We start from the raw sequence: 25,535 nt of genomic DNA, 5'->3' as shown, positions 1-25,535 counted from the left end.
GAGAGGCCATGCCCCGACATCCTTCGCCCCAGCCGACGCCGCGCGCCGTCCCGCAGCCGGTCCCCGACGACCGCGCGAATGCCGTGCTGCCGCGGGCTGAGGCGGAAGACGGGCCGGAGCCCGCCGGCAACGTCGTCGGTCCGCCGCCCCAGCCGCCGCGGGTGCGGCTGCTCGGCCGCTCCGCGTCCGCGTTGCGCGCCTTGGCCGAGCAGGCCGCCGGCTGCCGCGAATGCCCGCTGGGCTTCATCGGCACGCAGACGGTGTGGGGCGAGGGCCGCGGGCCGGCCCGGCTGATGCTCGTCGGCGAGCAGCCGGGCGACCAGGAGGACCAGGCCGGCCGCCCCTTCGTCGGACCGGCCGGCCGGCTGCTGGACCGTGCCCTCGAAGAGCTCGGCTGGGACCGCGAGCAGCTCTACATCACCAATGCGGTGAAGCACTTCAAGTACGAGATGCGGGGCAAGCGACGGCTCCACAAGACGCCGGCGCAGAAGGAGGTGGCCGCCTGCCACCACTGGCTGGAGAGCGAGATCGAACGGGTCAGGCCCGAGGGCCTGGTGGCGCTCGGCGCCACCGCGGCGCGCTCGCTGCTGGCGCGCGCCGTGCCGGTGATGGCCGAGCGGGGCCACTGGATGCCGCGCGCCGACGGCCGGCCGGTGCTCATCACCCTGCACCCTTCGGCGCTGTTGCGGCTGCGCCCGCCCGAGCGCGAGGCCGCCTATGGCCTCTGGTTGGAAGACCTGCGGCTGGCAGCGCAGCTGATGGGCTAAGGCTGCCTGCCCGGCAGCTGCGCGAGCAGTCGTTCCAGCGTTTCCGGATCCACCGGCTTGACCATGTGGAAGTCGAAGCCCGCCTCCCGCGAGCGGCGCTTGTCTTCCTCCTGGCCCCAGCCGGTCATCGCGATCAGCACGGGGCGGTCGCCGCCGGGCTGGGCACGGATGCGGCGGCAGGCCTCGAAGCCGTTGACGCGCGGCAGGCCGAGGTCGAGCAGGATCACGTCGGGCGGCTCGGCCGCCGCGCTGGCCACTGCCGCCTCGCCGTCGTGCACGCAGACGCTGCGGTGGCCCATCAGCTCCAGCATCAGGGCCAGGCTGACCGCCGCATCGTGGTTGTCGTCAACCACCAACACGCGGTAGCTCGCGCCTGTCGCGCCCGGCTGGGTGTCCGCCACGATCGGCGGCACGGCGACGCCGTCGCCGGCCAGCGGCAGGCGCACCCGGAACTCGCTGCCCCGCCCGCGCCCCTCGCTGCGTGCCTCGACGGTGCCCTCGTGCAGAGCGACCAGGCCGCGCACCAGGCTGAGCCCGATGCCCAGACCCGGCTGGTCCGACCCGGGCAGCTGCTCGCCCTGGGTGTAGATCTCGAACAGGTGCGGCAGCAGCTCGGGCGGAATGCCCATGCCGTTGTCGCGCACGCTGATCGTCACCTCGGACTCGTGGCGCTCGACCAGCAGCCCGATCAGGCCGCCGGCCGGCGTGTACTTGGCGCTGTTGATGAGCAGGTTGGACACCACCTGGGCCAGGCGCGTGCGGTCGGCGAACAGGAACAGCGGGGTGGCGAGGTAGTGCAACTCCAGCCGGTGCTGCGCCGCTTCGATCTGCGGGCGGCTCGCCTCGACCGCGTCGCGCAGCACCTGGGCCAGCTCGACACGCTCGCGGCGCAACTCGATCTTGCCGCGCGTGATGCGCGAGAGGTCGAGCAGGTCGTCGATGAGCCGCACCATGTGGCCCATCTGGCGCTCCATCATGTCGCAGGCCTGGTTCGCCACCTCGGCGTTGCCGGGGGCCAGCCGCATGATGTGCAGCCCGTTGCGGATGGGTGCCAAGGGGTTGCGCAGCTCGTGCGAGAGCATCGCCAGGAACTCGTTCTTGTTGCGGTCGGCCTCGCGCAGCAAGGCCTCGGCGCGCTTGCGCTCGGTGATGTCGACCAGCACGTTGACCGCGCCGCACAGCACGCCTTGCTCGTCGTGGAAGGGGTTGGCGTGGGCCAGTGCGGTCCAGCGGCTGCCATCCTCCCGCTCGATCAGGATTTCCATGCCGTTGAACTCGCGCTGCTCGCGCAGGGCGCGCGCCATCCAGCAATCGGCGTGGGAGATCGGCGTGCCGTCCTGGCTGAAGAGCCGGAAGGAGCCGCAGTAGCGGTCGGCTGCGTCGTTGAGGCTCGGTGCCCGGCCCCACAGCCGCAAGGCCCGGTCGTTGTAGTGGGTGATCAGGCCCTCGGCGTCACAGGCATAGGCGGCGGCGGGAAGGCGGTCGAGCAGCCAGCGCATCTCTGGCGAGCCGGGCAGCGGCGGAGCGTGCCTGGCGGCGGCCAGCGCGCCGGCAGGCGCAAGGTAGCGGGTGGTGGACATGATGCAGGCCTGCCGGAGTGAGACGGAGATCAACACATCATGCGCCGCCTGGCGGATGGAACTGTATCCGAACCTCGCATTTCTGCGCCGAGCCCCAGCCGGCCTCAGATGCCTCACACGTGAACGAGACCGTTCACAAGCCGGGGCCGGCGCCGGAGAAGCTTTAGCATGCGCACAGAAGGGATGCCATGGACACGATAGACCACATCACCGAAGCCTGGCGCTTCGCCGCCAACGCCCATGTCGGGCAGACCGTGCCCGGCACCGAGCTGCCCTACCTGCTGCACCTCGGGCTGGTGGTGGCCGAGCTGTCGGAGGCGCTGGCGGCCGATCCCGTCCTGGACCGGCGCCTGGCCCTGTGCATCGCGCTGCTGCACGACACGCTGGAAGATACCGGCACCACCTACAGCCAGGTGCTGGAGCTGTTCGGCGAGCCGGTCGCCGCCGGCGTGCTCGCGCTGACGAAAAACCAGGCCCTGCCCAAGGCCGAGCGCATGCCCGACAGCCTGCAGCGCATCCGCCAGCAGCCGCGCGAGGTCTGGGTCGTGAAGCTGGCCGACCGCAGCGCCAACATGTCGGGCCCGCCCAGCTTCTGGTCCGAGGACAGGCGCCGCGCCTACCGCCAGGAAGCGGTGCGCATCGCCGACGAGCTCGGCGCCGCCTCGCCCCTGCTGGAGCGACGGCTGCGCGAGCGCATCCGGCTCTACCCGAACCACCTTTGACGCTTCGCGAGCGATCGAGCCGGGCTGGACTCGACCGTATCCGGCATGCCGGCTGCTGAGAGGCGGCATGGCCCGATCTCCGTCCCCGATGCCCGTGGCGCAAGCCGGCCGCCAGGGCGAGCTGTTCGGCGCGCCGGCGGCCTTGCCCGCCGGGCTCGTCTACCAGCCCGACTTCCTGACCGCTGCGCAGGAAGCCGACCTGCTCCGGATCCTGGCGGAACTGCCGCTGGCACCTGCCCGCTACAAGGGCTACACCGCGCGCCGCCGGGTCCTCAGCTTCGGCAGCCGCTACGACTTCGACGACAACCGCCTGCAGCCCGGCCTGCCGCTGCCCGACAGCCTGCTGCCGCTGCGCGCCCAAGTGGCGGCCTGGCGCCGGGTGGCACCGGAGGATTTCACCAACGTGCTGGTGGCGTCCTATGCGCCCGGCACGCCGCTGGGCTGGCACCGTGACGTGCCCGACTTCGAGATGGTGGTGGGTGTCTCGCTGGGCGGCTGGTGCGAGATGCGCTTGCGTCGCTATCCGCCGGCCGAGCCGCGCCACCGGGACAGCTGGACGCTGGAGCTGGCGCCGCGCTCGGCCTATGTGCTGGAAGGCGAAGCCCGCTGGGGCTGGCAGCACAGCGTGGCGCCGACCCCGGCGCTGCGCTACTCGGTCACCTTCCGCACCGCCGCCGCGGGCCGGCGGCGGCCGCCGGCCTGAGCCGCGGCTCAGCCGAGCGGCTGGGACTGCTCCAGCGTGCGCCGCAGCGCCGCCACGTCGGTGCGGCGGATGTAGCGCGGAATGTTGCGCCAGACGCTGTGCCAGCCGTAGCCGCCCCGCATCATCTCCTCGATCGCCTGCTCCTTGCTCCAGCCTTGCTCGACGATGCGGTACATCGCGCTCATCAGCCCGGTGCGGTCCGCGCCGTGCAGGCAGTGGATCAGGAAAGGCCCCTTGTCGGGCTGGCGCAGCACCCGCAGGACCGAGACGACATGCTCGTCCTCGACGTCCCAGGTGTTCATCCGCAGCCGCGTGTTCAGCAGGCCGGTCCCTGCGATCTCGTCGTCGTCGCTGTGGAAGGCGCGCAGGTTGATCACGGTGCGCACCCCCAGTCGGTAGAGCTCGGCCATGCCCTTCGCAGTCGGCTGCTCGCTGCGGTAGAGGCCCGCGTGCAGGCGGTGCAGATTGCGCACGCCAGGCAAGGTCAGCGGCTCGGCCCAGTGGGTCGGGCGTGCGGTCCCAGGGGAGCTCGCGGCGGGGTGCGCCAGGGCGCGCTCCAGCGGGGCCAGGGCCAGCAGGGCCAGGCAGTGGCGGCGCGAAGGGTGCACGGCGGATTTGCGGTTCATGCGGAGAGGGTCGGGGCGTGGGACAGGGACAGCGCGTGGACCACATGGTCCAGCACCTCGTGCGCGGCGCGCGGACGGGCGATGCGCACCGCGTGCGCCGCCATGCGGCCGAGTTGCTCGCGCTCGCGCAGCAGGCGGTCGAGCTTGAACTCGAAGCTCGCGGTGTCGAGCGCGATCTGGGCGGCACCGGCTTCGAGCAGGTAGTCGGCGTTGCGCTCCTCCTGCCCGGGGATGGGCGAGACCAGCAGCATCGGCAGCCCCTTGGCCAGGCATTCCGAGGTCGACAGGCCGCCCGGCTTGGTGACCACCAGGTCGGCACAGCTCATCACGCGCTCGACGGTGCGCGTGAAGCCAAGCGGGAACAGCTGGCCCGGGTGGCGCTGCTTCAGCTGCTCCAGGCGTTGCAGCAGCTCCTGGTTGCGCCCCGCCAGCGCGACCACCTGCAGGTCGTGCGGCAGCGCGAGGGCGCGCTCGGCCAGCGTGTCGAGGCTGCCGACGCCACCGCCGCCGGCCATCATCACGACAGTGAAGCGGCGCGGATCGAGGCCTAGCTCCTCGGCACAGACGCTGCGATCGAGCGGCTCGGCGAAACGCGGCATCACCGGGATGCCGGTGACGCGGATGCGCTCGCGCGCCATGCCCCGGTCGGCCAGGCGCCAGGCCACTTCATCGTTGGCGACGAAGTAGCCCTGCAGGCCGGCCTGCATCCACAGCCCGTGCACATCGAAGTCGGTCACCTGGACCCACACCGGCGGGGTGGCGATGCCGCGCTTGATGCGGCGCGCGAGCAGCTCGGCCGGCAGGAAGTGGGTGCAGACGATGGCGTCGGGGGCGATGTGTTCGATCTCGTCCCACAAGTTGCGCGTGTTGAGCCGTTCGACGCCGCGGCGCAGGCGGTCGAATACCGAGCGCTCGGCCCGCCGGTCGGTGCGCTGGTAGAGGTAGGCCCACAGCAGCGGCAGGCGCTCGACCAGTTCGATATAGGACTCCGAGTACAGCTTGCGGAAGCTGGCGGGCACGAGTTCCAGCACGTCCAGATGGGTGACACGCACCGGCGACGGCCGGCCGGCGGCGGCCGCCTCGATGGCCTGCGCGGCGCGCACGTGGCCGGCGCCGGCCGAGACGCTCAGCAGCAACAGGTGGGGGGGACGCATGGTCCGGGGCTCCCTCTCTCGTTGAATGCGCCCCTGCCGCGGAAGGCGGGGCGGGCTTATGCCGCTGCGGCTAGGGCGGCCTGCGCGGCAGGCGCCCAATGTCGCAGCGATTTGTTCAGGTGCGATAGTGTCCACATGTGCAGCCCGGCCGCATCCCCTCCAAATGGGGGAGAGCGGCAAGGCTGCCCGGGCCGGGCGGGCCCACACTTCACCGCGGGCGCAGCAGCCAGCTGGCGACGAACACGGCCGCCCAGGCGACGGGCAGGAGCGTGAAGACGCCCGCGCCGAGGACCGGCAGAGCCCCCAGCGCGCACGCCAGCGGCAAGGCGTACTGGGACGCGACGAGCTTTTGCAACTGCGCCTGCGCCTCCTCGCCGTCGCGGCGCCGCAGGGCGCGCTCGGGGCCCAGGCCCAGCAAGGCCACGGCCGCCGCCAACAGGGCGATCATCAGGGCGGCAATGCCTGCGGCTCCCGAGTAGCCGCCCACCGGTGCCGAATCCAACCAAAGCGCCAGCGATGCGATCCAGACGGCCGACACACCCAGCCAGTACAGGCCAAAGAACAGGTACAGCATGCCGGCGCCCCGGCTAGACCGGCTGGCCGCGGCGCTGCGCCTGCAGCCGGCGGAAGGCCAGATGGGTGACGCTGGCGCCGAGGACGGACGGTGCCAGCAGCGACAGCGGCGGGATCATCAGCACCGGCACCAGCAGCGCGCCGAGCACCATCATCTCGATGCGCGAGCCCTGGATGAGGCGGCGCACTTCTTCGTCCTTCGCGATGTCCTCCAGCGCATCGGGCACCAGGCCGCGCACATTGAGGTAGTTGAAGAGCAGGAACAGCGCGACCACGTTGAGCACCGGCACCAGCATCAGCGGCAGGGCCAGCAGCACCAGGGTGACGAGGGGTCCGACCGTGTTGCGCAGCGAGGCCTTCCAGGAGCCGCCGCCCCAGGCTTCCAGCGTCGGATAGCGCGGGCGCACGATGGCGCGGATGGTGCCCATCAGGAAAAAGTCGACCAGCAGGCGGGCCGTAATGAGGCACAGGAGGATGAAGGCGAGGAAAGACACGACACCCGCGGCGAAGTTGCTGGCGGTGCCCGGCGGGCCGGCCGGGCCGGTCGCCTCCGAGCGCACCAGCGCCCCGGCACCCCGCACGATCCAGTCGACCACATGCAGCGACAAGGCATGCACCGCATCGCTGAAGATCCAGAACACCAGGCTCCAGACGAGCAGCACCGCCGCCCAGATGGCCAGCGACTGCAGGATGAGCCGGGGCTTGAGACCGTCGCGCAGGCCCAGGCCGATGCAGGAGAGGGCGGCGGGGAAGGCGGCGACGAGGCGGGCGGGCCTGGAAGGAAGGGGGGTGTTCACGGGGCGAGGTGAGGGTGGAGGGTCGTCAGGGCAGCCGCGTTGCCAGGGCAGGTCTTCTGACACCGGCACGGGGTCGACATGCGTCGATGGTGCGGCATCGTATAGCGGTTCGAGGGTTTTCAGCGGGGCGCTCCCCTGGTTCGGGGGAAGGGCGGGTCCCGGCTCGGTACGACGCCGGGCCGTCTGCGGTCGCTTTCGAGCAGGGACCGCCGGAATGAGGGGCATCCATGACTCAGAGGGCTCCCTACACTCTCGTGCTGCGATCGAACCGGCCCGAGCGGCCTTTCTTGTTGATGGAACCTCACAAGCGCGCCACCACCGAGGCGCCTCCCGGTGGCTGCCATAGGCCGATGAAGTGGGCGCTGGCGCTCGCCTTGGTCGCTGTCAGCGGCTGCGGCAAGACGGAGAGCGGCCAAGTTGAAAGCCCCGACCTTTCGACCAAGCTTCCGGACCTCGTCGCCAGGGCGAGGAAAAACCTGGTGTTTGTGCAAGGCGGCAGCTTCGAGATGGGCGACTTCGGCCACAAGCACAACGAAGAGAAGCTGCCCTACAGCGGGCGCGCCGACGACGGTCCTCTGCACAAGGTCACGCTCGACAGCTTTTCGATCAGTGCCTACAAGACCACCTTTGCAGACTACGACGTCTACACCCAGGTGACGGGCAAGCCGAAGATTGCGATGGGCCGCCTGGACCGGCAGTTCCGCGACATCCCCGGTTCGCCCGCAGGAGTCAGCTGGCAGGGAGCGCGCGACTATTGCGTGTGGCTTGGTCAGCAGCTCGGCATACCCATGGATCTTCCGACCGAGGCGCAGTGGGAGTACGCAGCGCGCAACCGCGGTGAGTACCTCGTCTATCCGACCGACAATGGAAAACTGGAGTTCGGACGCAATGTTGCGAGCTTCGATCAGAGGGATGCCTATGCAGACAAGCACGGCATCTTCTCCTGGGCCGTCCCTGCCGCCGTGGGTCAGTTTCCGCCCAATCCCTTGGGGCTGCATGATCTCGTGACCAACGGGATGGAGTGGACGCTCGACTGGTATGACGAAAGCTATTACAGCGCCTCCCCCGAACGGAACCCCACAGGCCCGGCGGGAGGCACCCAGAAGACGCTTCGCGGCTATTACGTGACCGGAGAGAACGAATTGGGGTTCCTGTCGATGACCTTCACCAGGCAGCACAGCGATACGCAATTGCCCCCTGTTCTCGACAGCGACGATCGTCCGACCGATGACAATCCCCACACCGACACGACATTTCGCTGCGTCGCGAACCTTTCCGCACCCGTTCCCACCTGAGAAGCGCCCGGCAAGACGCGCCATCCCCAATGCCATGACTGTTGATCGTCCGCACCCCTTCCTTGCTGCCGGGGCCGTCGCCAGGTGGAGCGGACAAGCCGCGTTTTTCATTGCCATGGCGGCCTGTGGCAGGGAGCAAGGTCCTGAGCCAAGCGCTGCTCAGCCGAACCTCCGAGCCCAAGTGGACGCACTGAAGGCAAAGGCACGTCGGCATCTCGTTTTCGTCGAAGGCGGAACGTTTCAGATGGGCGACTTCGGGGAGATCCACCATGCGGACAAGCTGCCGTACAGCGCGTCGTCCGACGATGGCCCCTTGCACACGGTCTCCCTGACGAGCTACTCGTTGAGTGCCTTTCAAACCACATATGCCGACTTCGACGTCTACACGCTGGCGACGGGTAAACCGAAGATTGCGATGGGAAAGCGCGACACCTATCGGCGGCCCGATGCCCCGGCAGGCGTCAGCTGGCAGGAGGCACGCGGCTACTGCAGGTGGCTGGGAACGCAACTCGGGTTGCCCATGGATCTGCCCACCGAAGCCCAGTGGGAATACGCAGCTCGGAATCGAGGCGCCATGCAGGTCTACCCGACGGACAACGGAGAAATTGACGATGGACGCAACGTCCCCAGCTACGAGCAGCTCAAGGAACTGGCGAGAAAAGATCAACTTCTGACGTCGTCGGGACCGATGACCGGGGGGCTCTATCCGCCGAATCCGCTCGGGCTCCATGACCTCATCGCCAACGGCTACGAGTGGACGCTCGATTGGTATGACGCCGGGTACTACAAAAATTCGCCCCGGCAGAATCCTTCCGGCCCCGCGCAGGGCACGGAGAAAGTCCTCAGAAGCTACAGCAATGTCTCGGGAGAGACGCTGGCCATGGTCTCGATGTCATTCACACGCCAGCACCGGCCTCCTCGACCTCGCGCCGATCCTCACCAGGACGGGGCAGCCGAAGGAGTGAACGAGAACAGGCACACCACGGTCCGGTGCGCCAGCAACGACCCCCGGCCTCTCCAACCCTGAGCTGAGGGACCGGCAGTAACTTCAAGCTGCCACCACCGGCCCGGGAAACGCAGATCCGAAGCGGCCCTGCATAAAATCGGGCGAAGCAACTGAATTGAATGCGGCAACGCGGCCGTTCTCATGCATCTGCACCCGCCAGCTTTTCCCGATGCCCGTTCGAGATTCGGACTGCGTCAAATTTTCTGTGCGCTCGCCTTGATCGCCGTCAGCGGCTGCGGCAAGACGGAGACCGCCCAAATCGAAAGCCCCGACGTTTCAACGAAACTTCCGGACCTCGTCGCCAGAGCAAGGAAGACCCTGGTGTTGGTGCAAGGCGGCAGCTTCGAGATGGGCGACTTCGGTCACAAGCACAACGAAGAGAGGCTGCCCTACAGCGGGCGCGCCGACGACGGTCCTCTGCACAAGGTCACGCTGGACAGCTTTTCGATCAGTGCTTACAAGACCACCTTTGCGGACTACGACGTCTACACGCAGGTAACGGGCAAACCGAAGATTGCGATGGGCCGCCTGGACCGGCAGTTCCGCGACATTCCCGGTTCGCCCGCAGGAGTCAGCTGGCAGGGAGCGCGAGACTATTGCGTGTGGCTTGGTCAGCAGCTCGGCATACCCATGGATCTTCCGACCGAGGCGCAGTGGGAGTACGCAGCGCGCAACCGTGGCGAGTACCGCGTCTATCCGACCGACAATGGCCAACTCGACGACGGCCGCAATGTGGCGAGCTTCGACCAGAGGAAAGCCTATGCCAAGAAGCACAAGCTTTTCTCCTCCGCCGTCCCCGCAGCGGTGGGCCAGTTCCCTCCGAACCCGCTGGGTCTCTACGACCTGGTGACGGACGGCATGGAGTGGACGCTCGACTGGTATGACGAGAACTACTACAGCGCCTCGCCTGAACGCAACCCGTCAGGTCCGTCCAGTGGTACCCAGAAGGTCCTGCGAGGCTACAGCGTATCCGAAGGGGTGACACTGGGTTTTTTGTCGATGACCTTCACGAGGCAGCACAGCGATCCGCAATTGCCCCCTCTTCTCGACAGCGACGATCGCCCTATCGATATCGATCCTCACACCGATACGACATTCCGCTGCGTCGCGAACCTCTCTACACCTGTCCCCAAGTAGGAAGTCGCGAGGCAGGTAGGGACCGGTTGCTCGTGCCATCGACCTCGTCCGCTCAAGCAATTCCGCACCGCGTCTGCCGATATGCCCGTCGATCGACCGCGTTCCTTCTCGTTCTCCGCTGCCAGGCCCATCGTGATGGTGAAGCGCGCAGGTCGTGTTTTTGTTCGCGACGGCGGCCTGTGGCCGAGCGCAGGGTCCCGCCCCCCCAACGACTTCGGCAGTAACTTCAAGCTACCACCACCGGCCCGGGAAACGCAGATCCGAAGCGGCCCTGCATAAAATCGGGCGAAGCAACTGAACGCGGCAACGCGGCCGTTCTCATGCATCAGCACCAGCCAGCTTTTCCCGATGCCCGCCCGAGAGTCGGACTGGGTCGAATTTTTTGTGCGCTCGCCTTGATCGCTGTCAGCGGTTGCGGCAGGACGGAGACCGCCAGGATCGAAGGCCCCGATGTTTCAACGAAGCTTCCGGACCTCGTCGTCAGGGCGAGGAAAAACCTGGTGTTTGTGCAAGGCGGCAGCTTCGAGATGGGCGACTTCGGCCACAAGCACAACGAAGAGAAGCTGCCCTACAGCGGCCCCGCCGACGACGGCCCTCTGCACAAGGTCACGCTCGACAGCTTTTCGATCAGTGCCTACAAGACCACCTTTGCGGACTACGACGTCTACACCCAGGTGACGGGCAAGCCGAAGATTGCGATGGGTCACTTCGACAAGCAGTTCCGCGACATTCCCGGGTCGCCCGCGGGGGTCAGCTGGCAGGGAGCGCGAGACTATTGCGTGTGGCTGGGAAAACAACTCGGCATTCCCATGGATCTTCCGACCGAGGCGCAGTGGGAGTACGCAGCGCGCAACCGCGGTGAGTACCTCGTCTATCCGACCGACAACGGAAAACTGGAGTTCGGACGCAATGTCGCGAGCTTCGATCAGAGGAGGGCTTATGCAAAAAAGCATGGCATCTTCTCCTGGGCCGTCCCTGCCGCGGTGGGTCAGTTTCCTCCCAACCCCCTGGGGCTGCATGATCTCGTGACCAACGGGATGGAGTGGACGCTCGACTGGTATGACGAAAGCTATTACAGCGCCTCCCCCGAACGGAACCCCACAGGACCGGCGACGGGCACCCAGAAGACGCTTCGCGGCTATTACGTGACCGGAGAGAACGAACTGGGGTTCCTGTCGATGACCTTCACCAGGCAACACAGCGATCCGCAATTGCCCCCTGTTCTCGACAGCGACGATCGTCCTACCGATAGCAATCCTCACAGCGAAACGACATTTCGCTGCGTCGCCAACTCCCGGGAGCCGGTCGGGGGGCGGTAGGGCAGAGTTCCCGAACAGCGAGACCGGTCGTCGGTCGCCTGGGTTACGCCACCATCGTTCGGCCTTCGTCCAAAGTGTCTCGCAAGTGAGCAGGGTCTGCGAGAGCGAAGTGGGAATGAACCATCCCGTCCTTCATCGCGTACACGCTCCACGCAGGGGTGCCGTTCAACTGAGCCTTGTATCCCTTTGGAAACTCCTTGAGCAAGGCCTTGCGCATCTTGAGGAACTCATCGAGATAGTGGTTGCCGGTCTTCTCGCCACCCGGTTTCGCCGGGGTGTTGATATTGCGGATCAACTGGTTCAAGTCTTCCGTCAGCGACACCCCGTTGTTGAGGAATCGCATCACTTCGCCTTCGTTCTGTCCTCGCGGACGCTGGTCGTCTTTTTGGCCGTCCCGCGTCATGTGTTGCATGACGTTGTTCCATTCGTCAACAATCTGCACCGGCTTGAGAATGTTGATGATCGCTTGCTTATGCGAGTCCAGGTAGTGGACCTGGACGTCTGAGCGATCGCTCCCGGCAAGACCCGGAAACGCACGAAAGTGGCTGAACGTACTGTGCCGAGTGATCTCGTAAAGCAACATGCCGCGGGTTTCCGGCGTGGCGTGCACAAGCCAATGAGGCAGTTTGTTGATACCGGCGATCAGGCGGGCGCGCTTCTCTGCATTCTCGTATGAACGCAGTACCGTGTTGAACTGCTCGTCGATCGCCTTCACGCTCGCCTTCAACTGCCGTCCAATATCGCCGTCTTCGGCAATCACGAGGAAAAGCACTTTCGACAGCGCATCGAACACTTCCCGGCCCACATAGACCAGAATCTTGAATCCGGCGTGCAGCAACTGGTAGTAGAACCAGGCGACGAACTGCGCCATCTTGGCCGGATCGACCGCGAAGTCCACAGCCCCTTTCGCGCCCACCCCCCAGCAAAGGCGAGCCGAGGCCTTTACCATGAACTTGCCGTTGGCATAGTAGATCGTCAGCTCCGCTTTCGCACCTGCGCCCGCATTCACACCGCCAGTCACCGAAAGCTCCGCGAAACTCACGAAGGCCTTCTCTTCGGGCGGCAGCCACTGCAGCTTGCCGGCGGGCGTGATGCTGCCTTCGATACCGGCAAAGGCATCGACGTCGAACTTGGCGCCGTTCAGGTCCTTCGGGGGCTTGCTGTTCAGCGCGGCCGGCTCGAATTTCGGCAGCCCGGTCCGCGTGTCGACAGCCTCCGCGACGCTGTCGCTGCGATCGCGGCGCATCGCCTGGAACGCCGCCTTGCCTTGGTCGAAGGTGACACCCACCGACCCCGCCAACGTGGCCTTCGCACCGATGAACCCGGCGAGCTGGACTTCCATCGTGAAGCGGATGGCCCCGAGGTCGATCCCGCTGAAGCACATGAGCCATCCGTTGAGCGACGGCACCGCCCAGCGCCGCGTGTACTTCTGCTCGTACAGCACCAGCTTGCCCTGCAGGTTGCCCTGGACCTGCACCTTCTTTTTCCAGTCGACCTCCGCGCTCAGCCCGGCGCCGCCGACCAGGCGCAGCCACTGCGCCGCGTTCTCCACCTCGGAGGAGTCGCTGAGCGCTTCCACATAGCCGAACTGGTTGCCGGCGTAGTCGAACAGGTCGAACACCTTGGGGTCGCTGTTCCAGCTCTTTTTGGTCTCGTACTTGATCTTGGCCAGCGACTCCTTCAGGGCGGCCGTGTTGAGGCTCTTCGGGCTGGCGCCGACGGAGTGGTCGCCGGTCGGCGAGCCCTTGGACTTCAGGCCCAGGCTGACCTTGAACTCGTTGCGGTTCAGGCGCTTGTCCCACAGCTCCTTGTACTTCTTGGTGGGGAGGTAGCGCCTGCGGATGCCGATGCCCGGCTCCTTGCCCTTGCCCTTGTCGTAGCTCTCGAAGACGATCACTTCCTTGAGGTCGGCAAGCTTCTTGAAGTCCTTGTTGAGGGCCGTCTTGACACGGTCCTCCGCCAGCCCCAGGGCCTTCTCGGCCCTTTGCACGGCGGCCACGTCCTTGACCTCCAGCGCACGCGTGAGGTCGAGCTGCGCCCGGTGCGGCCCGGCCATGATGTTCTCGAGCTCGCCGCTCAGGCGTTCGAACTCGGCGAAATCCTTGGGCGGGATCATGATGAGTTCTTCGTCTTCCGCATTCAGCAGAAGCGGCAGGCTGGTCTTGCCGGCCAGCTGCATCCGGTGGTCCGGCTCCGCGGCAGTCACGGCCTGCACCGTCTTGAAGGCGCAGCGGTAGAAGTACGGCGTCTGACCCTTGCACAAGGGCTTCAGCGAAGCCGTCGCGACCTGCACGCTGGTGCCGGGCAGCTGGAACTTGAACACCAGTTCCTCGTTGAAGTGCAGCTCCGGCGTGAGCCCGTCAGCGTCGGTCGCGCCGTGGATCGGCCTGTCGCTGAACAGCTCGCGGGCCAGCACCTCGCCTCCGTTGTCCTGCACATAGGCCTTGAACTGGGCCCACGGCAGTGGCTTGTCGCCGCGCTGCGTCGTGAACAGCACCCGGAAGTACGGGCGGATGCGCAGCTTCCGGACCACGGTGCCGGCCGTTCCGGCGACCAGCTTCACCTTGTTCTCGTCGTCCTCGCCGAAGGGCGTGTCGGGCGCGTCGAAGTCGTTGCCGTCGAAGTCCTTCACGTCCAGCCGGCAGCTGCCGCCGTCGTCCTTGCTGAATTCGACCGTCTCGCCCTGGCTGTCGGTGACGCCGGTCACCACTGTCGTGCCCCTGCCGAGTTCGACCACGCGGTAGTGAACCTCGGTGCATGGCACCTCGTTGCCCAGTCCGTCCTTGTAGTAGAGCCGGAACTTTCCTCTTGCTGTGCTCACTGCAACTCCGCTGTTCTTTTCTTTCAGTCCTCGGACGACAGCAGGTGGAAACCTTCGTGGTCGCCGTCCTCCAGGTAAACCTCGACGCCCTGGGGGCCGTCCGTGGTGACCTTCTCGGTCTCGCCCCGCGCGTTGGTCCTGCCGGAGCGGATCTCGCCGTTGGGCAGGATCAGTGCATAGGGCACGTTTTTCAGCGGCAGGCCTTGCGCGTCGGTGGCGACATAACGCAACTCGTGCGGCTGGGCTTGGGGCATGCCCGCCGGCGTGAAGGTCTCGCGCCCCGGCCCCTGGAAGCTCTTTTTCGCGGCATGCACGGTGATCTTCCCCGGGCACTGCGTGACGATGCCGCCGGCATCGATCGTCAGGCTTGCGCCGCCCGCGGTGGCGAGCGTGATCTTTTTCGCCGCCGCCCAGTCGATGTGGGCGTTTTTGCTCTTCACGTCGATCGGCCCTTGCGCCGCGACCTGCAGCGTGCCGGCCTGCGCCTGCACGTCGATGTCGCCCTGGGCCGCGATCACCGTGAGACCGGAGCCGGCGGCGCCTTGGCCCGCCTTCAGGGCGCCCGCCAGCATGCCGATGGCCTGCCCTGTGTGCAGCCGCGCCTGACCGCCCACGGCGAGATGCGTGTCCTGGCCGCTGGCAGCGTGGATGCCCTCGCCGGCCGCCGTCTGCAGGTCCTGGCCCGCCACCACGGCGAGGCCCGCCTTGGCCGTGACGGCGACGACCGGGTCGGCGGTATGAGGCAGCTTGTCGGCGCCGCTGTGGGTGTTCTTCGCGCCGGCGTCGCTCACCGCCGCGTCGTGGCCCTGCTGGGCCACCATGCCGCTGAGCGTCTTGTGCAGGGCCTTCAGGGGCGCCGCCGCCTCGTCGAGGTGGCTGGACCCGGCTCGCGAACTGCCGAGGTGGCTGGCCTGCTGCACCGCCTGGTGTGTCCTGGCCGCATCGCTGAAGCTTTGCGCCAGCTGCTGGGCCTGCTTGGCCAGCGCCATGCCGGGTGTGTTGTCCCCGGCCGGCGTGGCGGCCGGCGTGCCGAAGCTGCTCAGCAGGACACCCCGGCCGCCCCGCAAGGCGCCGTAGGCGTCGGTGCGCAGCTCGAAGCCGGTGCCGCGGAAGCTGCCGCGGTGGTTGTCGGCGCTGTGCAGCAGATGGCCCAGGTTGAGCCAGCTGGCGTGCTGACTGGTGCCGGCCTGCACACGCAGCTGGGCATCGCTGTCGTCGAAGACCAGCTGGTTGTGCCCGGCACCGCCGAACTCCTGGGTCTTCACGCCACTCAGGGCGGCGGCGCTGCGCTGCTGCTGCTCGCCGGCCGCGGCGCCGTGCCAGGCCGGGCTGTGGCCGCCGGCGAGATTGCCCTGGCCGCTGGGCACGCCGTCGCAAGACTGGCCGAAGACGCTGGTGTCGGCCTCGGCGGCAAGGCCGCCGGGGGTGGCCGGCACACCGCCCTCGCCCCTGCCGTTGTAGAGCGCGGCGATGACCACCGGCCGGTCGATGTCCTGTTCCTCGAAATCGACCAGCACCTCCTGGCCAATGCGGGGGATGAACTGCGCCCCCATGCCGGCGCCGGCATAACGCTGCGCCACGCGCACCCAGATGCTGTGGGCGCTGCTGCCTTCGCCGCCGCCCTGGGCCTGCCAATGGAACTGCACCTTGATGCGACCCAGGCGGTCGGTGTGGATCTCGTCGGCGCCGCTGGCTTGGCTGCGGCCCTCGGGGCCCACCACACGCGCGCTCTGCGGGCCGCGCACGCTGGGCCGCGGGTTCAGGCGCTGCCCGGTGTCGTCGAGCAGGGCCGGGCGCCAGGGCCGCTGCGCCGGCACGCATTCGAACTCGTTGGCATAACCGCCGGCCTCGACCTGCCGGCGCGCGGCGTCGCTCAAGGCGTGTCCCGCGTCGGCCAGCTCGGCGCGGCCAAGGCGCTCGGCAATGCGCCGGTGAAGCTCGGCAGGGAGGTTGTTGATGCCGGCGTGGGTGACGGCCGTGACCAGGAAGGTCCCGTTCTCGCCACCGGGCAGTGGGGCATCGAGCAGCGCGAAGCGGGTGCCGGGGCGCAAGGTGCGCACGCTGCCCTGGCCGACGTAGCGCTGACGGCGCGCCTCGTGCGCTTCCATCTGCAGCCGCGCGTAGTGGGGCGCGGCGAAACGGCTCACGCCGTTGTGATGGTCGACGCCGCCGGACGGATCGTAGACCTCCAGGCGCGGCGCCTGCGGACCCCCGACGCTGCCCTCGGTGGGCACGCCGGCGGCGGCACTGCCTTTGTCCGCGTAGTGCCAGGCTTGCAGGCAAACGCTGGCCGGCCGCAACACCTGCCAGGCGCTGAAGCTTTGGATGGCATCCCGCTCCTCCTGGCTGTCGGCGCGATGGAACCGCAGGCCGCCGCCGGCCGCCGCGCTCGCGTCCTCGGGCAGGCGTGGGCTGTCGGCGAAAAGGCGCACGCGATGGCCGTGGGGCGCGGCCTCGTCTTCCTCGATGCACCAGCCGATGCCTTCCTCTGCCAGCACGCGGGCGACGAAGTCGTGGTCGCTCTCACGGAACTGATTGCAGTAATGGCGCGGCGGCAGCTGTGACAGGAAGCGGTCGACCTCGTCGGACCAGACCCAGGCCGCGATGTCGGCGTGGGCACGGAACACCGCCTCGACGATCTCGACCACCGTCTTGTCGATGAAGCTCTGGCTGCGCAGTTGCAGCTTCAAGGCGGCGAGCCAGGGCCGCACCACCAGCCGGTAGCGCGCCAGTCCGCCGTCGGACTGCAGGGCCGCAGCGTGCATCACGATGCCGCTGCGTGTCACGCGGCTGCCGTCCGCGAGCGAAATCGCCAGGCTGGCGCGCTGCCCCAGCATGGCCGGCAACGAGAGCTGGGCCTCGGTGCTTAACACCGTCAGCTGGTACTCGAAACAGGCGTCGAGCGCTTCATGGGCCGTCCACGACTCGACCAGCAGGCCGTCCAGGGCCGGGCTGCCGCTCAGTTCGAACAGTCTTGTTTCAGATGTAAACGATATGCCGAGCGCCCGTGCGAACGACTCGATGTTTGGCAAGGCCGTCCCCGACCGCTGGAACATGCGACCCCTCCCGATCTATTTTTGGCCTGCATTCCGAGCCGAAAAGCCGGGAGACAGCACCGTCAGTGTCGCGGGAGTTTCGCAAAACTTCGACAGCCGGTCTTCCCATCGAATGGGGGGCGCCGCAGGGGACTTCGCAACGAGACGTGACGGCAGCGGGGCGGTCAGAGCGGCGGTCTGTGATCGTCGGCGCGCAATCGAAGCAGGTACTCACCCACTCGATCGGCTCGATTCCCGGCGGCAGTGATGGCCTCCCGCAGGGCCTCCACGCTCACCGCGAGCTTCTCGGCCCAGCGGCGCACTTCGGCTTCGTCGGAGACATCGATCAATGCTGCGCCTGCCGCGCCGGCGTCGGTCGGAGGGACCATTCGCAGCGCCTCAATGCAGGGTCGGAATGACCGGCAGCAGACGCACGTCGCCGCAAGCGCATGGCAGCGGCGGGCTGCTCAGTTCGTAGGACATGTACTGGGTGCCACAAGCGGCACATTGCCAGCAGTGGCTCAGCACGTCGCCGGAAGCAATAACGCTTTCGGAGAACTCGTCCTCCAGCTCCTGCAAGGCGTCGAGAAAGTCTTCGCGGTTAAGGAGAAAGTGCATGGTGAAGACATTTCGCCACAGCCGGCGCCCGAGTGCAGTAGGTGAACCACCGACATGCGGGGGGGCCCTGCGGGGGGTTACAGGATCACGGATTGCTGCCGTGGCATCGGGCGCTATGCTGTTGCGACGTGTCGTCCGGCCCCACCGCATTCCGGCTGCCGGGCCGGGCGGCAGCAGAGAGACCGGCGGCGCCGGCGCCGGCCCGCCTCCGACAGACGAGCCACAACAATGCATGACACCCACGCGCCGACCCTCGCCACACCGCCTGCCTTCATCTCCTCGGGGATCCCGGAGCTGGACCTGATCCTCGGCGGCGGCATCACGCCGAACCGGCTCTACATGATCGAGGGCATCCCAGGTTCGGGCAAGACCACCCTGGGCCTGCAGTTCCTGCAGGCCGGCGCGCGCGCGGGGGAGTCGGTGCTCTACATCACCCTCTCGGAAACCGAGGAGGAGGTGCGGGCCATCGCCAACTCCCACCACTGGGACCTGGAGGGGGTCCAGATCCTGCAGGTGGTGCCCGACGAGCAGGCCCTGCTGCCGAGCGAGCAGTACACGGTGTTCCAGCCCGACGAGGTCGAGCTTGGCGAAGCCACCAAGTCGCTGCTGTCGGAAGTGGAGCGCCGCAAGCCGGCCCGCGTGGTGTTTGACTCGCTGTCCGAGCTGCGTCTGCTGGCGGGCAGTCCGCTGCGCTACCGCCGTCAGATGCTGGGACTGAAGCAGTTTTTCGCCGGCCGGCAGTGCACCGTCTTCGTGCTCGACGACCGCACCGCGACCGCCGAGGACCCGCAGCTGCAGAGCATCGCCCACGGCATCGTGGCACTGGAGCAGTGGTACCCGGCCTACGGCCGCGAGCGGCGCCGGCTGCGGGTGGTCAAGTACCGCGGCGTGCCCTTCATCGGCGGTTACCACGATTTCACGATCCGCCCTGGCGGCATGGTGGTGTTCCCTCGCCTGGTGGCCGCCGGCCTCCGGCGTGCGGCCGCCGAAGGCAGCCTGCGCAGCGGCGTGGCGGGTCTGGACGAGTTGCTCGGCGGCGGCCTGGAGCGCGGCACCAGCACGCTGGTGGCGGGCGCCCCCGGCACCGGGAAGTCCACCATCGCGACCTGTTTCGCGGCTGCAGCCGCGGCCGCCGGTGAGCGAGCCGCGATGTTCCTGTTCGACGAGAGCCTGGCCACCTTGCTCAAGCGCATGCGTGGTCTGGGCTGCGACCTCCAGCCTCACATCGACTCCGGCCGGCTGACAGTGCGGCAGATCGACCCGGCGGAGCTGTCGCCCGGCGAGTTCGCCCACCTGGTGGCGTGCACCTCCCGCGATGAGGGCGCGAGCGTCGTCGTCATCGACAGCCTCAACGGCTACCTCAATGCGATGCCGGACGAGAAGTTCCTCAACGCACAGCTGCACGAGATGCTGACCTACCTCGGGCAGATGGGCACCACGACGCTGCTGGTGGGCGTGCAGCAGGGCTTGATCGGCAACATGAGCAGCCCGGTCGACGCGAGCTACCTGGCCGACACCGTGGTCCTGATGCGCTACTTCGAAGCCGAGGGCATGGTGCGGCAGGCGGTGTCGGTGCTGAAAAAGCGCAGCGGCCTGCATGAGCGCGCGATCCGCGAGTTCAGCCTCGACGCTGCCGGCATACGGGTCAGCGAGCCGCTGCGCGGCTTCCACGGCGTGCTGACGGGTGTGCCGACCTACATCGGCAGCGACGATCCCCTGGTGAAAGAACGCAGCCGCTGACAGTCCCGACCATGGAACGACGTGTTTTCGTTCTCGCGCCCAGCGGCAAGGATGCGCGGCTGATCGAAGCCGCGCTGCAGCGCTCGCAGTTCGAGGTGCTGCGCTGCAGCAGCGCTTTCGACGTGGTGCAGCAGGCCGCGGCAGGCATCGGCGCGCTGCTGCTCGCCGAGGAGGCGGTGAACGACCTTGTGGCCATGCGCACATTGGAGCGCCTGGTCGAGCAGCAGCCCGCCTGGTCGGACCTGCCGGTGCTGCTGCTGAGCCAGCGCGGCCGGCTCAGCGAGCTCGCCAACAGCGCGGTGAGCCGGCTGGGCAACGTGACGGTGCTGGAGCGGCCCACCCAGGTCGCGACCCTGGTGAGCGCGGTGCGTACCGCCTTGCGCACGCGGGAGCGCCAGTACGAGAACCGCCAGGCCGATGTGCAGAAGGACATGTTCCTCGCCACCCTGGCACACGAGCTGCGCAATCCGCTGGCCCCGCTGTCGAACGCGCTGCACCTGTTGCGCAGCGGCCGCATCTCGGAGCAGCAACAGCACTGGGCCACCGGCGTGATGCAGCGCCAGGTGGACCAGCTCTCGCGCCTGGTCGATGACCTGCTCGACGTGGCCCGCATCACGCGCGGCAAGATCGTGCTTCAGAAGGAGCATTTCGACCTGCGCGAGGCAATTCATGCGGCGGCCGAGACGAGCGGACCGCAGATCGATGCGATGCAGCACACCTTGCGCATCGAGCTGCCGCCCGAGCCGCTCTGGGTGGACGCCGACCGTACCCGCATGGCGCAGTGCGTGTCCAACCTCCTGACCAACGCGGCCAAGTACACGCCGCGCGAAGGCCTGATCGTGCTCGAGGCGCACGAGGAAGGGCCGATGAACGGTCGCGAAGTGAGGGTCTCGGTGCGCGACAACGGCATCGGATTTCCGCCCCAGGAGGCGCGCCGCCTGTTCGAGGTGTTCGCCCAGGTCGACGGCGCAACCGGGCGGGCGCAGGGCGGGCTGGGCTTGGGCCTGTCCATCGTCAAGGCGCTGATCGAGTTGCACGGCGGCAGCGTGCATGCGGTCAGCGAGGGCGAGTCGCGCGGTGCGACCTTCACCTTGCGTGTCCCCGCCGTCCGGGCTGGCGTGGCCGCCGCCGAGGACCGAGCTGCGGCCACGGCGGCCCGGCCCGGCGGAAGCTGCCGGGTGCTGGTGGTCGACGACAACCGCGACAGCGCCGACTCGATGGCACAGCTGCTCAACAGCTGCGGCCACGAGACGCGCACCGCCTACAGTGCGACCGACGGACTGCGGCTGGCTGCGGAGTGGCGCCCGCAGCTGGCCTTGCTCGACATCGGCCTGCCCGACATGAGCGGCCACCTGCTGGCAGGCCGGCTGCGCGAAGCGCTGCCGGGCGAACAGCAGCCGGTGCTGGTCGCGCTGACCGGCTGGGGCCAGCCCATCGACATCACGCGGTCGGTCGAAGCGGGCTTCGACCACCATCTCACGAAGCCGGCCGACCTCGATGCCCTGCTCGGGCTCGTCGAGGGCCTTTGCCGCCGCAAGGACCCGCCCGGCCCGTGAACCGAGACGAGGCGACGTGCGCCCGAGCGCCGCGGCCACCCACGCCATCCCGAGGAGCGAATCATGAGCGCACGCATCCTGGTCGTCGATGACAACCCGCTGAACCTGGAGCTGGCCACCGAGCTGCTTCAGATGGAAGGCTACGAGGTCACGACGGCGACCGACTCCGAGCAGGCGCAGCAGAGCCTGGCAACGCAGCTTCCCGACCTGGTCTTGCTGGACCTGAGCCTGCCGCGCATGGACGGCCTGACGCTGACCCGGAAGCTCAAGGCCGACCCCCGTTACGCGGATGTTCCCGTGGTCGCCCTGACCGCCCTGGCGATGAAGGGCGACGAGGAAAAGGCGCTGGAGGCGGGCTGCAACGGCTACATCACCAAGCCCATCGACACGCTGCGCTTCGCTGCCCAGGTGCGGCAGACCCTGCGCCTGCGTCAGTCGGCAGCAGCGACCGGGCCCGGCTTGAAGGTGCTGGTGGTGGAAGACAGGGCGGTGGACATGCGGCTGGCGAGCGCCGTGCTCGCCGCCGGCGGCCACCGGGTTGCCGAAGCGGGCACGGCGGAGGCGGCGCTCGAAGCGGTGATGAGCGACCGCCCCGACGTGATCCTGCTCGACCTGGAACTGCCGGGCCAGGACGGCATGAGCCTGCTGCGCCGGCTCAAGGCCATGGACGAGCTGCGTCTGATTCCCGTCGTCGCGGTCACGGCCCTGCCGGAGCGGTACCGCGAGGGGGAGGTGCTGGCGGCCGGCTGCGACGCCTTCATCACCAGGCCGTTCAACACCCGGGAGCTGGGACAGCTGCTGGCGCGGGTGGCCGGGCCGCACGAAGGCGCCCGCGGGGAGTGAGCGGGGCCTCGCCGGTCACCACGCCGGACCCGAAGATCCGCACCGGGGTGGTGGCTGGTGAAGCACGGCGCCGCCGAGGGCGGAACGACCCCTTGATGGCCGCCGTCAGGACCGGCTGCCTGCCATCGGGCGGCCCGATACGGCGGCGGCCGCCGGCTGCTGTGGTGGCCCCGCGACCCGGGCGCCGCTGCTCGCAGGAGCAGCGGCCGAGCCGCGCTCCTGGCCCTTCAGCGAGCCATGGGTGTGCGCGTAGACCGAGGTGAACTCGGCGCCCAGCAGGAAGATCTGCGCCGAGTAATAGACCCACACCAGCAGCACCACCAGCGAGGCCGCGGCGCCGAAGCCCGAGGCCACGCCGCTCTTGCCGATGTAGAGCCCGATCAGGGTCTTGCCGACCGTGAACAGCAGCGCCGTCACCACCGCGCCGACCACCACGTCGCGCCAGTGGATGTGCAGCCGCGGCATGAACTTGTAGATCATCGCGAAGAAGGCCGTGATCACCGCGAAGCTGAGGATGAAGTTGAGCACCGTGGCCACCGCCTCCCAGGCACCCATCATCGGCCCCCACCACTTGCCCAGGGCTGCCAGCGCGGCACTCGCGATCAGCGACACCAGCAGCAGGAAGCCGAAGCCGAGGATGATGCCGAAGGACAGCACCCGTGAGCGCAGGAAACCCCAGATGCCACCGGCCAGGGCGGTCTCGGGAACCCGCCAGATGCGATCGAGCGCGTTCTGCAGTTCGGCGAACACGGTGGTGGCGCCGATCAGCAGGGCGGCGAGGCTGCCTATCGTCGCCAGCGTGCTGGTGACCGGCTTGTTGGCGCTTTCCAGCAGGCCCTCGATGGCATGCGCGCCGTCCTGGCCCAGCAGGCCCTGCAGCTCGCTCATCAGCTCGCCGCGCGCCGCCTCCTCACCGAACACCAGCCCCGCCACCGAGATCACGATGACCAGCAGCGGCGCCATCGAGAAGACCGTGTAGTAGGCCAGCGCGGCGCCCATGCTGGAGGCATTGTCGTCGATCCACTGCGAGACGGCCTGCTTGACCAGCGGCCAGACGTGCTTGAGGTTCATGGCGGGCTTCCGTGGCTGGGTGCCGGCGTGCGTACCGGCGGGCTGCCACCGATTCGGCAAGCCCCATGCCCGCCGGGTCCAGCGCGCGCAGCTCGGGCCGCTCCGGCAGGTGCTCGGGCAAGCGGAACGAGCTCGCCAGGCCGAGCCGCTCCAGGGCCTTCAGCGCCCACCAGCCCGGGTCCCACTCGCCGGCGAACAGGCCCAGGCGGGCCGAGCCGGGATAGGCGTGGTGGTTGTTGTGCCAGCACTCGCCCATGGTGAGCAGCGAGGTCAGCCGGATGTTGCGGCCCTGCACCGCAGCGCCTTGCACCTCGTAGTGCATCTGGCCGTGGTTGTGCGCGAAGTAGCCAATCAGCCAGTGCCCCGTGACGCCGGCCGTCACGCGCGCGCAGACACCCCAGAAGACGAAGGCCCAGCCGCCCCAGGCATAAAACAGCAGAGCCCAGGGCAGCTGCTGCAGCATCCAGGTGCGTTCGAGAAAGCGGTAGTAGCGGTCCTCGGCGATGCGCGGTTCGATGCGCACCTCGGGCGGCGTGTCGAGCTGCAGCTCGCAGTGGAGCTGCCACCAGGCGTCGTGCCAGAAGGAGCGGCCATGGCGGAGGTAGTCGTGGCAGTCCGGCAGGCGCTGGGCGTAGTCGCGCAGCTCGTGCTGGCGCAGCAGGCCCAGCGGGCCGGCCAGCCCCACCTGCACGCCCAGATAGACCAGCAGGCGCTCCAGCCAGCGGGGGCACTGGAAGCTGTCGTGGATCAGCTTGCGGTGGCTGCCCAGCGAGTGGCCGAGCAGCAGGACCGTGCCGGTCGTGACGAAAAACAGCAGCAGGGCCGGCAGGCTGAACGTGACGGCGCCGCCCACCACCGCACCGGCCGCCATGCCGGAAAACCAGAGCGACTTCGCTGGCGCCCAGCGCACCCGGCCGAGGCGGACCTCGTCGAGGGCGGCGGCGAGCACCCGGTGCGTGTGCAGGCCGGCAGGCAGGACGGGAGGGGGCGACAGGGGCGGCATGCAAGCTCCTCGGCTGAAGGGGGCTCGTCGGCATCGTGAGCCCGAAGTTGTTCGATAGGCAATTAGCTAATTGGTTAACAGATTAGTGCGCATCGGCCAGCGCCGTCAACCCCCCTGCATGGGAGTGACGAGGCCTTAGAGCAGCAGCACCTCGTGCGCCCTCACCACCAGGCTGTCCTGCCGGAAGCGCGCTTCCAGGGTGCGCCGGTAGGCCTGCCACCAGGGGCCCTCGAGGGTATCGGCCATGACTTCGTAGACCACCAGCTCGTCATGCACCGGCGGCTGCCGGCCGTCGTCGGGCTCCCAGACGCCGCTGGCGGGGGCCCGCGTGTAGGCGGTGAGCCCGCCGAAACGCTCCAGCAGCTCGGCGCGCGTGTCGGCATAAAGCTGCCGGTCGAAGCGCTGCCCGTGGCTGTCGAACAGAGGCAGCAGCAGCTGGACGAGGTGCATCGCGCGTCCTCCTCGCTGTGGCTCAGGCCAGCACGCGCAGCAGCCACTGGTTGAGGTCGGCGATCTCCTCCATGCAGACCGAGTGCTCCATGTCGTACTCGTGCCACTCCACCGGATAGCCGAGCGACTGCAGCGCATCGCGGGTGGCGACCGCGCGGTCGATGGGCACCACGCCGTCGTAGCGCCCATGCGCCAGGAAGACCGGAACGTCGGCATTGATGGAGCTGCGCTCGGCGGCAGTCTTGTCCGCCAGCGGCAGGTAGCCGGACAGGCCCACCAGCCCGGCCAGCCGCTCGCCGTGGCGCAGGCCGGCCATCAAGGTGACGGCACAGCCTTGCGAAAAGCCCGCCAGCACGATGCGAGAGGCCGGGATGCCGCGCGCCTGCTCGCGGGCGATCAGGCCCTGCACGGTGGTGTGCGACTCGCGCAGGCCGCCCTCGTCCTCGCGGCGGGCGAGGTCGGTGCCCAGGATGTCGTACCAGGCCGGCATCACGTAGCCGCCGTTGATCGTGACCGGCCGCACCGGTGCATGCGGAAAGACAAAACGGACCGGACCCACCGGGCCCAGCGAGAGTTCCTTGGCAATGGGCACAAAGTCGCTGCCGTCGGCGCCCAGGCCGTGCAGCACGATGACGGCGGCACGCGGGTTCGGGGCGGTTTCGATTTCGATGGCTTCGCGGGACATGGGGTCGGGCTCCGGAGAAGGTGGGTGGGTGGGG

At 68.2% G+C, this 25,535-nt stretch carries 23 protein-coding genes; 10 read left to right on the top strand and 13 right to left on the bottom strand.

Going from position 1 to position 25,535, the window contains the following annotated elements:
• The first annotated feature begins 8 nt into the window (after nt 1-8).
• On the top strand, nt 9-767 hold the full coding sequence (locus OOT46_RS11525; protein ID WP_265403743.1) for a UdgX family uracil-DNA binding protein: 759 nt from the start codon (nt 9-11) through the stop codon (nt 765-767).
• Here the strand turns inward: OOT46_RS11525 and OOT46_RS11520 are convergent.
• Nucleotides 764-2,347, bottom strand: a complete 1,584-nt coding sequence (locus tag OOT46_RS11520; protein WP_265403742.1) for an ATP-binding protein — start codon at nt 2,345-2,347, stop codon at nt 764-766. The genes OOT46_RS11525 and OOT46_RS11520 overlap by 4 nt on opposite strands.
• 188 nt (nt 2,348-2,535) lie before the next feature.
• On the opposite strand from OOT46_RS11520, the gene OOT46_RS11515 reads away from it, so the two are divergent.
• A complete protein-coding gene (locus tag OOT46_RS11515; protein ID WP_265403741.1) occupies nt 2,536-3,069 on the top strand; it encodes an HD domain-containing protein in 534 nt (177 codons plus the stop codon).
• A gap of 67 nt (nt 3,070-3,136) precedes the next feature.
• Entirely contained in the window at nt 3,137-3,772 is a 636-nt protein-coding gene (locus OOT46_RS11510) for an alpha-ketoglutarate-dependent dioxygenase AlkB (RefSeq protein ID WP_265403740.1), read from the top strand.
• Between the two features lie 8 nt (nt 3,773-3,780).
• Here the strand turns inward: OOT46_RS11510 and OOT46_RS11505 are convergent, their stop codons facing one another.
• From OOT46_RS11505 to OOT46_RS11490, 4 genes are all read right to left on the bottom strand, one after another.
• On the bottom strand, nt 3,781-4,398 hold the full coding sequence (locus OOT46_RS11505; protein ID WP_265403739.1) for a fused DSP-PTPase phosphatase/NAD kinase-like protein: 618 nt from the start codon (nt 4,396-4,398) through the stop codon (nt 3,781-3,783).
• Entirely contained in the window at nt 4,395-5,552 is a 1,158-nt protein-coding gene (locus OOT46_RS11500; RefSeq protein ID WP_265403738.1) for an MGDG synthase family glycosyltransferase, read from the bottom strand. Before OOT46_RS11500 ends, OOT46_RS11505 begins: the two co-directional genes overlap by 4 nt.
• A 208-nt stretch (nt 5,553-5,760) precedes the next feature.
• Nucleotides 5,761-6,126: a hypothetical protein gene (locus OOT46_RS11495; RefSeq protein ID WP_265403737.1), complete on the bottom strand. Its 366-nt coding sequence runs from the start codon at nt 6,124-6,126 to the stop codon at nt 5,761-5,763.
• A gap of 13 nt (nt 6,127-6,139) precedes the next feature.
• Nucleotides 6,140-6,922, bottom strand: a complete 783-nt coding sequence (locus OOT46_RS11490; protein WP_265403736.1) for an EI24 domain-containing protein — start codon at nt 6,920-6,922, stop codon at nt 6,140-6,142.
• A gap of 350 nt (nt 6,923-7,272) precedes the next feature.
• Between OOT46_RS11490 and OOT46_RS11485 the strand changes: the two genes are divergently transcribed.
• The 4 genes from OOT46_RS11485 to OOT46_RS11470 all read left to right on the top strand — a co-directional run bounded on the left by OOT46_RS11485 (nt 7,273) and on the right by OOT46_RS11470 (nt 11,679).
• The gene (locus OOT46_RS11485; protein ID WP_265403735.1) at nt 7,273-8,217 is read left to right on the top strand and encodes a formylglycine-generating enzyme family protein; all 945 of its coding nucleotides are present in this window, start codon (nt 7,273-7,275) and stop codon (nt 8,215-8,217) included.
• 181 nt (nt 8,218-8,398) lie between these two features.
• Complete coding sequence (locus OOT46_RS11480) at nt 8,399-9,244, top strand: formylglycine-generating enzyme family protein (RefSeq protein ID WP_265403734.1); 846 nt, start codon at nt 8,399-8,401, stop codon at nt 9,242-9,244.
• Nucleotides 9,245-9,364: 120 nt separating this feature from the next.
• On the top strand, nt 9,365-10,360 hold the full coding sequence (locus tag OOT46_RS11475; RefSeq protein ID WP_265403733.1) for a formylglycine-generating enzyme family protein: 996 nt from the start codon (nt 9,365-9,367) through the stop codon (nt 10,358-10,360).
• 320 nt (nt 10,361-10,680) lie between these two features.
• A complete protein-coding gene (locus OOT46_RS11470; protein ID WP_265403732.1) occupies nt 10,681-11,679 on the top strand; it encodes a formylglycine-generating enzyme family protein in 999 nt (332 codons plus the stop codon).
• 43 nt (nt 11,680-11,722) lie between these two features.
• On the opposite strand, the gene OOT46_RS11465 is transcribed toward OOT46_RS11470, so the two are convergent.
• The 4 genes from OOT46_RS11465 to OOT46_RS11450 form a co-directional block, all read right to left on the bottom strand.
• A complete protein-coding gene (locus OOT46_RS11465; protein ID WP_265403731.1) occupies nt 11,723-14,242 on the bottom strand; it encodes a hypothetical protein in 2,520 nt (839 codons plus the stop codon).
• A 281-nt stretch (nt 14,243-14,523) separates the two neighbouring features.
• The gene (locus tag OOT46_RS11460) at nt 14,524-17,556 is read right to left on the bottom strand and encodes a type VI secretion system Vgr family protein (protein WP_265403730.1); all 3,033 of its coding nucleotides are present in this window, start codon (nt 17,554-17,556) and stop codon (nt 14,524-14,526) included.
• Between the two features lie 164 nt (nt 17,557-17,720).
• Entirely contained in the window at nt 17,721-17,924 is a 204-nt protein-coding gene (locus OOT46_RS11455) for a DUF3606 domain-containing protein (protein ID WP_265403729.1), read from the bottom strand.
• A 10-nt stretch (nt 17,925-17,934) separates the two neighbouring features.
• Entirely contained in the window at nt 17,935-18,153 is a 219-nt protein-coding gene (locus tag OOT46_RS11450; protein WP_265403728.1) for a hypothetical protein, read from the bottom strand.
• Nucleotides 18,154-18,381: 228 nt separating this feature from the next.
• Between OOT46_RS11450 and OOT46_RS11445 the strand changes: the two genes are divergently transcribed.
• The 3 genes from OOT46_RS11445 to OOT46_RS11435 all read left to right on the top strand — a co-directional run bounded on the left by OOT46_RS11445 (nt 18,382) and on the right by OOT46_RS11435 (nt 22,292).
• A complete protein-coding gene (locus tag OOT46_RS11445) occupies nt 18,382-19,893 on the top strand; it encodes an ATPase domain-containing protein (RefSeq protein ID WP_265403727.1) in 1,512 nt (503 codons plus the stop codon).
• Between the two features lie 11 nt (nt 19,894-19,904).
• On the top strand, nt 19,905-21,449 hold the full coding sequence (locus OOT46_RS11440) for an ATP-binding protein (protein WP_265403726.1): 1,545 nt from the start codon (nt 19,905-19,907) through the stop codon (nt 21,447-21,449).
• A gap of 63 nt (nt 21,450-21,512) precedes the next feature.
• Nucleotides 21,513-22,292, top strand: a complete 780-nt coding sequence (locus OOT46_RS11435) for a response regulator (RefSeq protein WP_265403725.1) — start codon at nt 21,513-21,515, stop codon at nt 22,290-22,292.
• 105 nt (nt 22,293-22,397) lie between these two features.
• Here OOT46_RS11435 and OOT46_RS11430 read toward each other — a convergent pair whose 3' ends face one another.
• The 4 genes from OOT46_RS11430 to OOT46_RS11415 form a co-directional block, all read right to left on the bottom strand.
• Nucleotides 22,398-23,312 carry a YihY/virulence factor BrkB family protein gene (locus tag OOT46_RS11430; protein WP_265403783.1) on the bottom strand — a complete coding sequence of 305 codons (915 nt, stop codon included), beginning with the start codon at nt 23,310-23,312 and terminating at the stop codon, nt 22,398-22,400.
• A complete protein-coding gene (locus OOT46_RS11425; RefSeq protein WP_265403724.1) occupies nt 23,203-24,366 on the bottom strand; it encodes an acyl-CoA desaturase in 1,164 nt (387 codons plus the stop codon). Before OOT46_RS11425 ends, OOT46_RS11430 begins: the two co-directional genes overlap by 110 nt.
• Nucleotides 24,367-24,501: 135 nt before the next feature.
• A complete protein-coding gene (locus OOT46_RS11420; protein ID WP_265403723.1) occupies nt 24,502-24,816 on the bottom strand; it encodes a hypothetical protein in 315 nt (104 codons plus the stop codon).
• Between the two features lie 22 nt (nt 24,817-24,838).
• Entirely contained in the window at nt 24,839-25,501 is a 663-nt protein-coding gene (locus OOT46_RS11415) for an alpha/beta hydrolase (protein WP_265403722.1), read from the bottom strand.
• Nucleotides 25,502-25,535 lie beyond the last annotated feature (34 nt).

Source organism: Aquabacterium sp. A7-Y, from assembly GCF_026153205.1.
In the GTDB taxonomy this organism is placed as follows: Bacteria; Pseudomonadota; Gammaproteobacteria; order Burkholderiales; family Burkholderiaceae_C; genus Caldimonas.
Note: the sequence above shows the minus strand (reverse complement) of the source record. Positions and strands in the feature narration are given on the sequence as shown.

What these genes read in the sequence shown, in the direction of transcription:
- OOT46_RS11460 (WP_265403730.1), bottom strand. Translation starts at nt 17,556, where the DNA reads ATGTTCCAGCGGTCGGGGACGGCCTTGCCAAACATCGAGTCGTTCGCA.
- OOT46_RS11505 (WP_265403739.1), bottom strand. Translation starts at nt 4,398, where the DNA reads ATGAACCGCAAATCCGCCGTGCACCCTTCGCGCCGCCACTGCCTGGCC.
- OOT46_RS11435 (WP_265403725.1), top strand. Translation starts at nt 21,513, where the DNA reads ATGAGCGCACGCATCCTGGTCGTCGATGACAACCCGCTGAACCTGGAG.
- OOT46_RS11420 (WP_265403723.1), bottom strand. Translation starts at nt 24,816, where the DNA reads ATGCACCTCGTCCAGCTGCTGCTGCCTCTGTTCGACAGCCACGGGCAG.
- OOT46_RS11500 (WP_265403738.1), bottom strand. Translation starts at nt 5,552, where the DNA reads ATGCGTCCCCCCCACCTGTTGCTGCTGAGCGTCTCGGCCGGCGCCGGC.
- OOT46_RS11470 (WP_265403732.1), top strand. Translation starts at nt 10,681, where the DNA reads ATGCATCAGCACCAGCCAGCTTTTCCCGATGCCCGCCCGAGAGTCGGA.
- OOT46_RS11510 (WP_265403740.1), top strand. Translation starts at nt 3,137, where the DNA reads ATGGCCCGATCTCCGTCCCCGATGCCCGTGGCGCAAGCCGGCCGCCAG.
- OOT46_RS11455 (WP_265403729.1), bottom strand. Translation starts at nt 17,924, where the DNA reads ATGGTCCCTCCGACCGACGCCGGCGCGGCAGGCGCAGCATTGATCGAT.
- OOT46_RS11445 (WP_265403727.1), top strand. Translation starts at nt 18,382, where the DNA reads ATGCATGACACCCACGCGCCGACCCTCGCCACACCGCCTGCCTTCATC.
- OOT46_RS11485 (WP_265403735.1), top strand. Translation starts at nt 7,273, where the DNA reads ATGAAGTGGGCGCTGGCGCTCGCCTTGGTCGCTGTCAGCGGCTGCGGC.
- OOT46_RS11520 (WP_265403742.1), bottom strand. Translation starts at nt 2,347, where the DNA reads ATGTCCACCACCCGCTACCTTGCGCCTGCCGGCGCGCTGGCCGCCGCC.
- OOT46_RS11475 (WP_265403733.1), top strand. Translation starts at nt 9,365, where the DNA reads ATGCATCTGCACCCGCCAGCTTTTCCCGATGCCCGTTCGAGATTCGGA.
- OOT46_RS11425 (WP_265403724.1), bottom strand. Translation starts at nt 24,366, where the DNA reads ATGCCGCCCCTGTCGCCCCCTCCCGTCCTGCCTGCCGGCCTGCACACG.
- OOT46_RS11450 (WP_265403728.1), bottom strand. Translation starts at nt 18,153, where the DNA reads ATGCACTTTCTCCTTAACCGCGAAGACTTTCTCGACGCCTTGCAGGAG.
- OOT46_RS11415 (WP_265403722.1), bottom strand. Translation starts at nt 25,501, where the DNA reads ATGTCCCGCGAAGCCATCGAAATCGAAACCGCCCCGAACCCGCGTGCC.
- OOT46_RS11440 (WP_265403726.1), top strand. Translation starts at nt 19,905, where the DNA reads ATGGAACGACGTGTTTTCGTTCTCGCGCCCAGCGGCAAGGATGCGCGG.
- OOT46_RS11515 (WP_265403741.1), top strand. Translation starts at nt 2,536, where the DNA reads ATGGACACGATAGACCACATCACCGAAGCCTGGCGCTTCGCCGCCAAC.
- OOT46_RS11525 (WP_265403743.1), top strand. Translation starts at nt 9, where the DNA reads ATGCCCCGACATCCTTCGCCCCAGCCGACGCCGCGCGCCGTCCCGCAG.
- OOT46_RS11495 (WP_265403737.1), bottom strand. Translation starts at nt 6,126, where the DNA reads ATGCTGTACCTGTTCTTTGGCCTGTACTGGCTGGGTGTGTCGGCCGTC.